The 12,403-nt window shown below is 67.1% G+C and carries 12 protein-coding genes; 6 read left to right on the forward strand and 6 right to left on the reverse strand.

Features of this window, described 5'->3' with window-relative positions:
• Position 1 precedes the first annotated feature (1 nt).
• From metG to ACTCB7_RS08445, 5 genes are all read right to left on the reverse strand, one after another.
• Complete coding sequence (metG, locus tag ACTCB7_RS08425) at positions 2-2,044, reverse strand: methionine--tRNA ligase (RefSeq protein ID WP_463006303.1); 2,043 nt, start codon at positions 2,042-2,044, stop codon at positions 2-4.
• A gap of 110 nt (positions 2,045-2,154) precedes the next feature.
• On the reverse strand, positions 2,155-3,627 hold the full coding sequence (gene thiI / locus ACTCB7_RS08430; protein WP_463006304.1) for a tRNA uracil 4-sulfurtransferase ThiI: 1,473 nt from the start codon (positions 3,625-3,627) through the stop codon (positions 2,155-2,157).
• A gap of 101 nt (positions 3,628-3,728) precedes the next feature.
• The gene (locus tag ACTCB7_RS08435; protein ID WP_463006305.1) at positions 3,729-4,457 is read right to left on the reverse strand and encodes a GGDEF domain-containing protein; all 729 of its coding nucleotides are present in this window, start codon (positions 4,455-4,457) and stop codon (positions 3,729-3,731) included.
• A complete protein-coding gene (locus ACTCB7_RS08440; protein ID WP_463006306.1) occupies positions 4,418-5,314 on the reverse strand; it encodes a CHASE4 domain-containing protein in 897 nt (298 codons plus the stop codon). The genes ACTCB7_RS08435 and ACTCB7_RS08440 overlap by 40 nt, the downstream gene beginning before the upstream one ends.
• Before the next feature lie 135 nt (positions 5,315-5,449).
• Positions 5,450-6,070 (reverse strand): rhomboid family intramembrane serine protease, encoded by a 621-nt coding sequence (locus ACTCB7_RS08445; protein ID WP_163649337.1) that lies wholly within the window; start codon positions 6,068-6,070, stop codon positions 5,450-5,452.
• Between the two features lie 157 nt (positions 6,071-6,227).
• On the opposite strand from ACTCB7_RS08445, the gene ACTCB7_RS08450 reads away from it, so the two are divergent.
• Entirely contained in the window at positions 6,228-6,701 is a 474-nt protein-coding gene (locus ACTCB7_RS08450) for a tellurite resistance TerB family protein (protein ID WP_224415113.1), read from the forward strand.
• A 6-nt stretch (positions 6,702-6,707) separates the two neighbouring features.
• Here the strand turns inward: ACTCB7_RS08450 and ACTCB7_RS08455 are convergent, their stop codons facing one another.
• On the reverse strand, positions 6,708-7,580 hold the full coding sequence (locus ACTCB7_RS08455) for a YihY/virulence factor BrkB family protein (protein WP_463006307.1): 873 nt from the start codon (positions 7,578-7,580) through the stop codon (positions 6,708-6,710).
• 178 nt (positions 7,581-7,758) lie between these two features.
• Between ACTCB7_RS08455 and ACTCB7_RS08460 the strand changes: the two genes are divergently transcribed.
• The 5 genes from ACTCB7_RS08460 to apbC all read left to right on the forward strand — a co-directional run bounded on the left by ACTCB7_RS08460 (position 7,759) and on the right by apbC (position 12,343).
• Positions 7,759-8,121 carry a HopJ type III effector protein gene (locus ACTCB7_RS08460; RefSeq protein ID WP_463006308.1) on the forward strand — a complete coding sequence of 121 codons (363 nt, stop codon included), beginning with the start codon at positions 7,759-7,761 and terminating at the stop codon, positions 8,119-8,121.
• A gap of 69 nt (positions 8,122-8,190) precedes the next feature.
• Positions 8,191-8,604 carry an alternative ribosome rescue aminoacyl-tRNA hydrolase ArfB gene (gene arfB, locus ACTCB7_RS08465; RefSeq protein WP_463006309.1) on the forward strand — a complete coding sequence of 138 codons (414 nt, stop codon included), beginning with the start codon at positions 8,191-8,193 and terminating at the stop codon, positions 8,602-8,604.
• Between the two features lie 168 nt (positions 8,605-8,772).
• Entirely contained in the window at positions 8,773-10,086 is a 1,314-nt protein-coding gene (locus tag ACTCB7_RS08470) for a hypothetical protein (RefSeq protein WP_463006310.1), read from the forward strand.
• 162 nt (positions 10,087-10,248) lie between these two features.
• Positions 10,249-11,436, forward strand: a complete 1,188-nt coding sequence (locus ACTCB7_RS08475; RefSeq protein WP_463006311.1) for a M24 family metallopeptidase — start codon at positions 10,249-10,251, stop codon at positions 11,434-11,436.
• 103 nt (positions 11,437-11,539) lie between these two features.
• On the forward strand, positions 11,540-12,343 hold the full coding sequence (apbC, locus tag ACTCB7_RS08480; RefSeq protein ID WP_463006312.1) for an iron-sulfur cluster carrier protein ApbC: 804 nt from the start codon (positions 11,540-11,542) through the stop codon (positions 12,341-12,343).
• The last annotated feature ends 60 nt before the right edge of the window (positions 12,344-12,403 follow it).

Consider the following 12,403-nt stretch of genomic DNA (forward strand, 5'->3'; position numbering starts at 1 on the left):
CTCAGGTGACGCGCAGGCCCGGCTTGGCGCCGCTATGCGGTTCCAGCAGGTAGATGCCCTCGCCGTCACCGGCGGCCAGCACCATGCCCTCGGAGACGCCGAAGCGCATCTTGCGCGGGGCCAGGTTGGCGACCATCACCGTCAGATGGCCTTCCAGCGCCTCGGGCGCGTAGGCCGAGCGGATGCCGGAGAATACCGTGCGCGTCTCGCCGCCCAGGTCGAGCGTGAGCTTGAGCAGCTTGTCGGCGCCCTCGACGTACTCCGCCTTGGCGATGCGCGCGATGCGCAGATCGACTTTTGCGAAGTCGTCGAAGGCGATCTCGTCGGCGATGGGGGCATCGGCCAGCGGCCCCCTGGGCGTTTCCTTGAGCTTCTGTTCTTCCACCAGATCCTCCTTGGACGCCTCGATCATGGCGTCGATGCGGTCGCGCTCGACCCGGGTCATCAGCGGCTTGAACTTGGCGATCTCGTGATCGAGCAGCAGTTCCTGCCGGGTGTCCCAGGCCAGGGAGTCGAGTTTCAGGAAGGCACGGGCACCCTCGGCCATTTCCGGCAGCACCGGGGCCAGATAGACCATCAGCTGACGGAACAGGTTGATGCCCACCGAGCAGATGTCGAGGACCGCCTGCTCGCGGCCTTCCTGCTTGGCCAGCACCCAGGGCTCGGCCTCGGCGATGTAGGTGTTGGCCTCGTCGGCGAGTTCCATCACCTTGCGCATGGCACGGCCGAATTCGCGAGCCTCGAAGTGGCCGGCGATCTCGTCGCCAGCGGCCATGAAACGCTCGACCAGGTCGGGTTCGGTGCAGCGGGCGGCGAGGCGGCCGTCGCCGAGCTTCCTGACGAAGCCGGCGCAGCGGCTGGCGATGTTGACCACCTTGCCGACCAGGTCCGAATTGACGCGCTGGGCGAAGTCCTCGAGGTTGAGGTCCAGGTCGTCGACGCCGGCGGTGAGCTTGGCGGCGAAGTAGTAGCGCAGGTACTCGGGGTTCAGGTGCTCGGCATAGGTCGCGGCCTTGAGGAAGGTGCCGCGGGACTTGGACATCTTGGCGCCGTTGACGGTGACGAAGCCGTGGCAGTTCACCGCAGTCGGCGTGCGCAGTCCGGCGCCGTGCAGCATGGCCGGCCAGAACAGCGCATGGAAGTAGACGATGTCCTTGCCGATGAAGTGGTAGACCTCGGCGTCGGAATCCGTGCGCCAGTAGGCGTCGAAGTCGAGACCCTCGCGTTCGCAGAGGTTCTTGAAGCTGGCCAGGTAGCCGATCGGCGCGTCGAGCCAGACATAGAAGTACTTGCCCGGGGCGTCGGGGATCTCGAAGCCGAAGTAGGGCGCGTCGCGGGAGATGTCCCACTCGTTGAAGCCGGACTCGAACCACTCCATCAGCTTGTTGCGGATCTGCGGCTGGACGTGATCGTCGTTGATCCAGCCCTGCAGGAAGGCCGCGAAGTCAGGCAGCTTGAAGAAGTAGTGGGTCGAGCTGCGGACTTCCGGCGTGGCGCCGGAGATCGCCGAGACCGGGTCGATCAGCTCGGCCGGCGTATAGGTGGCGCCGCAGGCCTCGCAGTTGTCGCCGTACTGGTCATCGGCATGGCACCTGGGGCAGGTGCCCTTGATGAAGCGGTCGGCCAGGAACAGCCCCTTCACCGGGTCGTACATCTGCTCGATGTCGCGGGTAGCGATGTGGCCCTGGTCGCGCAGCCGAGTGTAGATCAGCTCGCTGAAGTAGCGGTTTTCCTCGGAATGGGTCGAGTGGTAGTTGTCGAAGGCCACCCCGAAACGCGCGAAGTCGGCTTGGTGCTCCTCGCTGACGCGGTCGATCAGTGCCTGGGAGGTGATGCCCTCCTGTTCGGCGCGCAGCATGATGGCGGTGCCGTGGGCATCGTCGGCGCAGACGTAGTGACAGTCGTGGCCGCGGCTCTTCTGGAAGCGCACCCAGATGTCGGTCTGGATGTACTCCAGCAGGTGGCCCAGGTGGATCGAGCCGTTGGCATAGGGCAGGGCACTGGTGACCAGGATCTGGCGCTTGGCGTTGGCGGTTGTCGACATGGCGGCTCTAGTGACTGATTCGAAAGGGGGATGGCGTCCTTGAACGCGGACAAGGGGGCGATTGTAGCCCGCCTGACGCACGGCTGCATCCGTGGCAGCCGTCGGCCGGTTCACGCGGGCCGGTAGACGCCGAACCCGGTCAGCCCGCGATCGGCCAGGTGCATGGCCTGCATGCGGCTCATCATGCCCTGGGCGCAGTAGAGCAGGTAGCGGCGATCGCCGGGCAGCTCGGGGGCCCGGTCGGCCAGTTCGAAGAAGGGGATCGCCAGCGCCTCGCCGTGCGGCAGCACGAGAGGCGCGGCCTCGCGCTCGTCGGGATGACGGATGTCGATCACCGTGGCCTCGGGCAGGGCGGTCAGCGCCGCGCGGGAGTCGACGGTCGGAATGTCGGGCAGTGCGGGTACGGTGTCGAGCAGGCGATCCACGGGCGTCAGGGTGGACGCGGTAATGGCAGTCTCGAGCACGGTGTCGTCGAAGGCGGCCTCGGCCTCGGCGATCTGCGCCGGCCGGGGCTTGACGTGCGGCCGCCGGGCGATGGTGCCGCAATACTCCGGCAGCGCGGCGGCATGTGACGCCGTGCCGATATGACGGGCATCGGCGATGATCGTCTGCTTGTCGCTGGCGATCAGCGGGCGCAGTACCGGGCGCTCGCTGACGGCATCGATCAGCCCCAGGTTGACCAGACTCTGGCTGGATACCTGGGCCAGGGCGTCGCCGGTGATCAGCGCCGGAATGCGGGCGCGGCGGGCGACCCGGTTGGCGGCACGCAGCATCATGCGCTTGAGCGCCACCCCGGCCAGCCCGGCCGGTACCCGGCGCTGGATCTCGTCGACCACGCCCTCGAAGGGCACGCTGACGAAGTTGACGCGATGCGAGGCGCCGTAGCGCGACCAGATGTGATGCACCACCTCGCGGACCGCGGCTTCATGGGCCGGCCCGCCGAGGCTGAAGAACAGATAGTGGACCTTGAGGCCACGGCGCAACAGGCGCCAGGCGGCCACCGGGGAGTCATAGCCGCCGGAGATCAGGGCCAGTGCCTGTCCCTGGGTGCCCAGCGGATAGCCGCCCAGCCCCGGGTGGCGGCGGCTGACCAGGCGCAGTTTGTCGTCGGTCAGCTCGAGGCGAACGTCGACCTCGGGGTGCTTCAGGTCCACGCGGGCCCCCTCGGCGGCGGCCAGCATCTCACCGCCAAGATAGCGTTCGAGTGCTTCGGACGTGAAGGCATGGCGGCCGCGTCGCTTGACGCTGACCCGGAAACGGCGGCCCTCGATGGCGTTTCGCCAGTGCGGCACGACCTGCGTGGCGGCGGCCTCGAAGGTGGTGAAGGGATGGGTCTCGACGGCCTGGACTTCATGAATGCCGGGAATCCGTGTCAGCCCATCTTCCAGTTGTGCCAGCGTGTCCGCATCGGAATCGTGCCGAGGGCGGACCTCGAGGGCATCCCAGTGATCGGCGACGCGCACCTCGAGCCCCTGACGAGCGAAGGCGTTGCGGATGTTGGTGCGCAGGCAGCGCACCATTTCCTGGCGCACCGCGCGGGACTTGATGGTGATTTCCGGAAACAGCTTGATCCGATAGCGCATGGGCGTGGCGGTGGTCTTTGAGCAGTCGGTGTCGTCGGGGCGGGCAGGGTATCAGGCCTGATGCGGTGGCTCCACCGGCGGGGGCCTGCAGTGCCACTGACTCAGGCCGGCATCGGGCTTGCCGCAATACGGTTGCGGCCTGTCCGCTTGGCCGTGTAAAGCGCAGCGTCGGCGGCGGCACAGAGGGCCCCGGGGGCCAGGGGCTCGGTGGGCGTCGATACGGCGAGGCCGAGACTGATGGTGACCACATCGCCGTGCGGCGCCGTGCCGTGTTCGATGCCCAGTGCCTTGACGGCGGCGCGGACCGTCTCGGCCTGCTGCCGGGCGGTGGCGAGGTCCGCGCCGGGCATCAGGATCGAGAATTCCTCGCCGCCGGTGCGGGCCAGCAGGTAGCCGGGAGCGGCCAGGCTGGCCTGCATGGCCTGGGCGACCCGCTTGAGGCAGACATCGCCGGCGGGATGGCCGTAGTGATCGTTGTAGGCCTTGAAGTGGTCGATGTCGATCATCAGCATGGCGACCGGCCGAGCCTCGTGGCGGGCTTCGTCGAGTGCCCGGGCCAGGCGCCGGTCGAACAGCCGTCGGTTGGCCAGCCCGGTCAACGGGTCATGCTGCGAGAGCTGGACCAGCGAGTGCGTGCGGCGACGCTGAAAGGCCAGCAGGTGGTTGAAGGCCTGGGCGAGCCGGCCGATCTCGTCCTGACGACGAGTCAGGGGGGCCGGCACCCGGGTGTCCTCCTCGAAGCGTACCCGGTCGGTGAGTCGCGCCAGCTGGCGCAATGGCCGCAGCACGATCATCTCGAGCAGCAACAGCACCACCAGCACCACGAGCACGACCAGCGCCAGGGTCCAGTAGAGGGCGAAGCGGAAGGTGCCGAGGGATGTCTGGAAGGCGTCCCGGGGCAGGGTGGCCTGCAGCTGGATGGCATGTCCGGCCGGCGAGGCGGCGAGGCGGCGAGGCGGCGGGTGGCGAGCATGTCATCGTCACTCCGTCGCACCAGCAGCGGCGGGTCGGCATCCGCGGCGTCACTGGCCGGCGTCGCCGTGAAGGCGATCCCCGTGCTGGCTTTCAGGCGAACGAGCCAGGTGGCGTTCATGCCGCGCGCCATGGCCAGCCAGCCTGCCGGCGGCCCGCTGCCGTCGCTCTTCAGCACCGGCCAGGCGCTGACCATGCTCAGCGTGGGCCAGGCATGCAGCCAGGTATGGCGGGTGTGGGCGCGCTCCCGGGCGACATGGCGCTGCATCGAGGCAACCAGCGGCGCGGCCCAGCGGCAGGCGCCGGTGGGTGCCGTGCAGATCGTGTAGTCGCCGGTGTCGGGGTCGATCCCGGCCACGCGGTACGGCCGGTAGGCGGTGTCCAGGAACACGACCAGGCGCAGGTTGGCATCGTCGAAGAGCTGCCCGTTGGTCAGGTTGCTGCTGGGGTAGTCGGGATAGCGCCCGCGCAGGAAGGCGTAGCTGTCGTCCCAGACCGCCCAGTCCTTGTTGAGCAGGCTCAGGTGGCCCAGTTCATTGTCGATGGCCCTTTGTATCCGGTCCAGCTCCTGGCTGGCATAGAGGCGCTCGTCCTCGAGCAGGGCCGGCAGGACCAGCAGCCTCGCGATCAGGGCCAGGGCCGCCAGGGCCATGAGCAGGGTGATGCCCAGGGCCAGGAAGAAGCGATAGCGCAACGAGGCGAGAAAACGAGGCATGGCATTCTTGATGTTGTGGCGACGGAAAGAGCGTGGGCGAGATCGTGTAGGAGATCGCTTACACGCCTTGGCGAGCTATCGGCCAGGCCCACAGAATATTTAGCACTTTCCTGGCCGGTCGATGATTGCTGACGTTCAGCTGCCCAGTTGCTGCAGGAATCGCCCCCATGCCGTGGGGTCGATGAGCAGGGTGATCACGATGCCGCCCAGGGCGCCGCCCAGGTGAGCCTCATGGGCCAGGCCGCCCTGCCGGCCTGGCTGGCGCTGGCGCATGGCGTACATCGACAGCGCCACGAAGCCGATCGCGAACAGCAGGGCGGGTATCGGAATGGCGAAGAACAGGTACAGCGGCTGGAACGGCGCATACAGGCAGAAGGCGAAGACCAGCCCGGTAATCGCGCCGGAGGCGCCCACCGCCATGTAGTGCGGGTTGGCGCGCTGGAGCAGCAGCGTCAGCCCCTGCGCGGCGGCGTCGGCGCCGAGGTAGAGGATCAGATAGCGCAGCGGGCCCAGGTAGCGCTCCAGAACGGGCCCGAAGAAATACAGCGTGAGCATGTTGATCAGCAGGTGCGCCCCGTTGGCGTGCAGGAAGCCGGCCGTGAGCAGGCGGTAGTATTCGTGGTGATGCAGGATGCGCGTCGGGCGCAGGGCCAGGGCGACCAGCCAAGCCGGCCGGCGCTGCAGGACGTAGAGGCTGAAGACCACGTTGATCAGCAGCAGCGACAACGTGACGGGCGTTTGCATCAGATCGGTCATGCCGGGCCTCGAGGCAGGGGCTGGGATATCAGCGTCCGACGATACCGCAACGGCGACGCGCTTGCCGAACCCGGGGCCGGTTGCCGTGCAACCTCTCGCCGGGATGCGGGTCATAAATCACAGACGTGACGACTCATCTGCCACCCGGAGGCCCATCATGCTCGAGGCGATTCAACAGTTCTTCCAGCGTGCCCTGGCCGTGCCCGAGGGGAGCGATTCGCGCCGCCATCGGCTGACGCTGGAGCTGGCCACGGCGGCCCTGCTGTGCGAGATCGTGCGGGCCGACCATCACGACGACGCCAGCGAGCTCGAGGCCCTGCACGGCATGCTCAAGGCACGTTTCGCCCTGACCGACGAGGCGGTCGACGAGCTGATGACGCTGGCCCGTGCCGAGGCCGAGCAGGCCGTGGATCACTTTCAGTTCGTGCATCTGGTCAACGCGCACTACGGCTACGCGGACAAGGTCGAGCTGGTCGAGCTGATGTGGCGGCTGGCCTATGCCGATGCGTCGCTGGACGCGCACGAGGAGCACCGCATCCGCAAGCTCGCCGACCTGCTGTTCGTGCGCCACAGCGACTTCATCCACGCCAAGGTGAGGGTGCAGCGGGAGCAGGGCATCACCGTACTCTAGGCCGACTCAGGGGGCCTGATACCAGTGCCGCCCGGCCCGGGCGCTGCGTTCCAGCTCGGCGATCACCTGGGCGCCCAGCAGCAGGATGATGGCGCCGATCTCCAGGCCCAGCAGCACCACGATCAGGGTGGCCAGCGAGCCGTAGACGGCGTTGACGTAGGAGAGGTTGGCGAAGTAGTAGCCCAGCCCCAGGCGCACCAGCTCCCACAGCAGGGCCGCGACGAAGCCGCCGATCAGCGCGCGCTGCATGGCGATGCGGACCACCGGCATGACCTTGTAGATGGCGCTGAACAGCCCGAACATGCCGACGAAGCTCAGCAGGTTCAGCGTCACCTTGGCGAACAGCGCCGACGGCAGCTCCACGTCCAGCAGCAGCACCAGCAGCTGGTTGACGGCATCCCCCATGGCGACCAGCAGGGTCAGCGCCAGCAGGCCGGCGCCCAGCACCAGCATGAAGGCATAGGGCAGCAGCGCCGAGACCCAGAAGCGCCGCTTGTGCGGGTTGTCGGGCTGGTGAAAGATCAGGGCGATCGAGTCCTCGAGCATGCGAAAGGCGAACGAGCTGAAGAACAGCAGTACCAGGGTGCCGACCAGGCCGACCAGATCCCGCGAATCCACCAGGGTACGGACCGAATCGAGGATGACGTCGGCGTGAGTCGGCGCCAGATGCTGAGCCTGGATGGCGATGATCCCCAGCAGACGCTGCTCGCTGACCACATGGGTCAGCAGCACGCACAGCAGGGCGAACAGCGGAATCGTCGAAAGCAGCACGTTGTAGCCGACACCCCCGGCGAGCAGGATGCCGCGATTGGCGAAGAAGGCTTTCAGGACTCGGGTCGAGAAGTGCCAGAGACGAGGGATGAGGACCAGACGTGGCATGGCGGCTCCCGCAGGCGGTCGTCGTTTCGGGCGTCGTCGCGCCGCGTGCCGACAGTATCCGTCAAAGCCCAGGCCTTCACCAAGCCCCGTACCGGCGAGTGCGGCTTCGGCCGGGCGCGGTGGTGAGCGTTGCCGCACTTGCGTAGAGTGGGGCGTTTCCCGCTACCGGCCTTTTACCATGACTCTGGACGCCTTTCTCGACACCCTTCGCCATCGGCCCGAGCGCCTGACCTTCCGCGACACCCTGGCGGTGATCGACCGCTACTACCTTGTCACCCCGGTGGGGTTTCGCAACGGCGAAGTCATCAATCGCCCCGGCGAGAATGCCGGCTCCTGCCGGGTGCTGGCCTTCGCGCGACGTCATGGCCTCGATGTCGAACAGACCCTGCATTGCTTTGGCGAGGTCTATCGTGATGAGGTGCTGGGCGATCCGCAGGGCACCGGCCATCGCAACATCCGGGAGTTCCGGCGTGTCGGCTGGGCCGGCGTCACCTTCGAGGGCGAGCCGCTGGTGCCCCGAGACATCTCGGCCGAGGCATGACGGGTATCGTCGGCCGTTCGTTGCCGGCGAATTCCCCACGGCTCTCCCGCCATCCATGAGGTCTGCAACATGCTGTACATTTCCCGGCAGGTCAGCCTGCCCGACGACGAGATCGAGCTGCAGGCGGTCCGTGCCCAGGGGGCGGGCGGCCAGAACGTCAATAAGGTAGCCTCGGCGGTGCATCTGCGCTTCGACATCCCCGCTTCGTCGCTGCCGGACAGCTACAAGGAGCGCCTGCTGGCGCTGCGCGATCGGCGGATCACGCGGGATGGCGTGCTGATCATCAAGGCGCAGCGCCATCGCACTCAGGAACAGAACCGCGAGGATGCCCTGGAACGACTACAGACGCTGATTCGCAGCGTCGCGCAGCCCGCCAAGAAGCGTGTTCCCACCAAGCCAACTCGGGCTTCGCGCCGGCGCCGGCTCGACGCCAAGGCCCGCAAGGGGCAGCGCAAGGCGCTGCGCGGCAAGGTCGGGCACTGAGTTTTTCGGACTAGACAAAAAGTCGCAATGAATTTTCAAGATGCTGATTGCAAGGAACTTTTTCTGTGGCTGCGGAGGGTGGCGGGGTGCCGATGATGGATTTCGTCTTGCTCGGCGGGCAGCATCGGGTCATGGTGGTGGGCCCGTTTCGATCGTCAGGAGACAGCCATGGCAGAACCCTCTTCGAATCAGCCGGACCAGTCGCCCCGCAGCCCGTTCAAGGATGTCCGGGTCCAGGTGATCAGCGCCGTTGCGGTCGTCGCGGTGATTACCGCCGTCTATGTCGCTTCCAGCGCCAGTTCGCAGCGGTCGAGCTGGGAAGAAAAGCGCAGCGAACTGCAGACGCGCATCGATCAGCTGACCGAGGACAAGCAGGCGCTGGAGCAGCGCAATGCCGACTTCGAGAAGGCCTATGACAGTGTCGAGCAGGCGCAGAAGGCTCGCGACGACCTGCAGACACAGAACAATCAGGCTCAGTCGCAACTCGATGCCCTGCAGACGCAGATCAATGACGCCAAGCAGCAACTGGGCGAGCGTCAGGATCAGCTCGATACTCGCAATCAGCAGATCCAGGCGCTTCAGGCGCGCATCGAGCAGACCCAGGCCAAGCGCGAGGATCTCGATGGTCAGGTCAAGTCCGCCCAGAAGACGCTCGACCAGGCGCGCAGCGAACTGAAGCAGGTTCAGGAAAAGACCGCGGAGGTCGAAGGGCAGCACGCGACCCTGCAGAAGAAGGTCGAATCCGGTCAGGAGCGGCTCAAGCAGCTCGACAAGCAGATCACCTCGCGTGAATCGGAGTTGGCCGAGCTCCAGGGCCAGACCGCCCAGGCCAAGGAAAATCTCGACCAGGCGCGTCAGGCCGTGGCGGAGGCCCGCCAGCGTCATGAGACGCTGACCAAGCAGGTCCAGGCTGCCGAGCAGCGTCTCGCGGACGTGACCGATCAGCTGCAGACCCGTACCCAGCGCCTGGCCGCGCTCAAGGCGCACCTGACGCAGGTACAGCAGGAACTGTCGGCCATCGCCGGCATGCAGGAGACCCTCAAGAAGCTGGGGGCCAGCGTCGATGCCGATAACGGCACGGCCGCGGCGGCTGGCGCGCCCAGTGAGTCGGGGGATCAGGCCGACACGGCGAAGCCGGATGCCGCTGCCGCAGGCGCGGACAAGACGGCGTCGGACCAGGCCGGCAAGGCGGATGCATCCGCCGCTTCGAAGCAGGCCGGTACATCGGGCCAGGCCGGTACATCGGGCCAGGCCGGTACATCGGACAAGGCCGGTACATCGGACAAGGCCGGTACATCGGACAAGGCCGGTACATCGGACAAGGCCGACGCGCCGAAGAAGGCCGATGCCCCGCAAAAGGCTGACGAGCCGAGCAAGACGGATGAGTCGAACAAGCCCTCCGACGGCAGCGACGAGCCCTCGAATGCCGGGTCCGACAAGCAGTCGGACTCGCGTGCCACCGAGTCCACCACCACCGCCTGATCGGGCGAGGAACGGGGCCGCAGGGCCCTTTCTGAAAGGCCGGGGCATGCCCCCGGCCTTTTGCGTTTCAGGCACGAACGTGAAGTCGTTGCGAGGTTGGCGAGCCCCGCGGCGAGGCGACTAGAGTGAAGGCGCCAATATCGCTGCAATGGGATCGTATCGATGGATCATTCGACATATCGCCGCCAGCTCGAGCCACTGGCCGGCAGCGAGTGCGTGTTTCCCGAAACGGAGTTCGAGCGCCGCTGCGAGGCCGTGCGTGAGGCCATGCAGGCCTCGGCGCTGGATGCGCTGCTGCTGACCGCGCCGGCGGACATCTTCTACCTGACGGGGTACAGCACCTTCGAGGTCTCCGTGCATGCGGCGCTGCTGGTTACACAGGAGCGGCTGACGCTGCAGGTGCCGTCGATCGAGGTGGGTCCGGCCGTGACCACGACACGCGTCGACGACATCTGCAGTTATCGCTGGGAGAATCTCGACGAGGTGATCGAGCCGCTGGCCGAGCGTCTGGCGGGCGTGGCGCGCCTGGGCGTCGATCCCTGGCAGGGCAGCCTGCGCCAGGGTGTGATGGCGGCCCTGAAAGAGCGTTTGCCGACGATGGCGCTGGCCGATGCCGGCTCGCTGCTTGCCGGGGTGAAGATCGTCAAGTCGCCGCTCGAGCTCGACTGCCTCGCCGCCAGCGCCCGGATCACCGGTGCCGGGATCGCGGCGGCCGCCGATGCGGTGGCGGATGGGGCGACCGACAGCGATATCGCCGCGGCGGGCGCGCAGGCCCTGCACGAGGCCGGCAGCGAGTTCATGAGCATGCAGCCCATCGTGGTCGGTGGCGTAAGCAGTAGCGTCGGCCACCTGAATCACCGGCGCCGGCCCATCGCCGCCGATGAGCCGGTGTTCATGGAGTTCGGCTCGGCGTGGAACCGCTACACCGCCCCCATGATGCGCACCGTCGTGGCCGGGCGGCCCAGCGCACGCATGCAGGAAGTCTTCGATACCTGCCGCCGCATCAATGACGTCCTGCTTTCGGCGATGCGCCCCGGCCAGACCTTCGACAGCGCCGCCTGGGCGGCGGAGCGGGCGCTGGCGCCACTGAGCGATGCCGCCTACTTTTCCGGGGTCTTCGGCTACACCGTCGGTGGGCAGTTTCCGCCGTCCTGGGTCGAGGGCTCGGGGTTCATCGCGCGCGGCCAGCAGCGAGAGTTCGCGCCCGACATGGTCTTCCACCTGCCGCTGTGTTTGCGCCTGCCCGGCCAGTGGGGCATCGGTTGCAGCGACACGGTGCGTATCACGTCGGATGGCGCCGAGCCCCTGACCGCCAATCCCTGGTCGCTGACGGTTGAGTCGATGGCGTGAATGGTTGAGCACCGCGCTTGGTTATGGCCCGTGGTCGCGGGTTATACTGGCGCCACACGACGCCCCGCGAAGGGCGTCGGGCAAACCAATCAAGGAGTCAACCGTGATCGAGGGAGTCAAGCACATCGTTGCCGTGGCCTCCGGCAAGGGCGGGGTCGGCAAGTCCACGGTGACGGCCAACCTGGCACTGGCCATGGCGGCCGAGGGCTACCGAGTAGGTCTGCTGGATGCCGATATTTACGGCCCCAGCCAGGCGCAGATGTTGGGAATTGCGCCGGGCACGCGACCCGAGGTGGTCGGTGAAAACAGTTTCAAGCCGATCATGGCTCACGGCATCCAGGCCATGTCGATGGCGCTGATGGTGGATATCTCCGAACCGATGGTCTGGCGCGGCCCCATGGTCGCCGGTGCTTTCCAGCAGCTGCTCAACCAGACCGTATGGGATGACGTCGACTATCTGTTCATCGACATGCCGCCGGGCACCGGCGACATCCAGCTTACGCTCGCCCAGAAGGTACCGGTGGACGGGGCGGTGATCGTCACCACGCCCCAGGACATCGCGCTGCTCGACGCGCGCAAGGGCATCGAGATGTTCCGCAAGGTCAACGTGCCGGTGCTCGGCGTGGTGGAGAACATGAGCCTGCACGTCTGCTCGAACTGCGGTCACAGCGAGCCGATCTTCGGCGCCGGCGGCGGCGAGCGCATCGCCGAGCAGTACGAGACCAAGCTGCTCGGCCAGCTGCCGCTGACCCTGGGCATTCGTGAGCAGGCCGACGGCGGTCGCCCGACCGTGGTGGCCGAGCCCGACAGCGAGGTGACCGCCACCTTCCGGCAGGTAGCGACGGCGGTGGTCGACGGGATCGCCGGTCAGGCCGAGGAAGGGCCGAACATTTCCTTCGGCGACTGAGGCTGGGGCAATCGCCATTATTTCCGGCAAGGGGCGCCGGGGACAGGTCGCTGAGGGGGT

The sequence above is a fragment of the Modicisalibacter sp. genome, assembly GCF_055145905.1.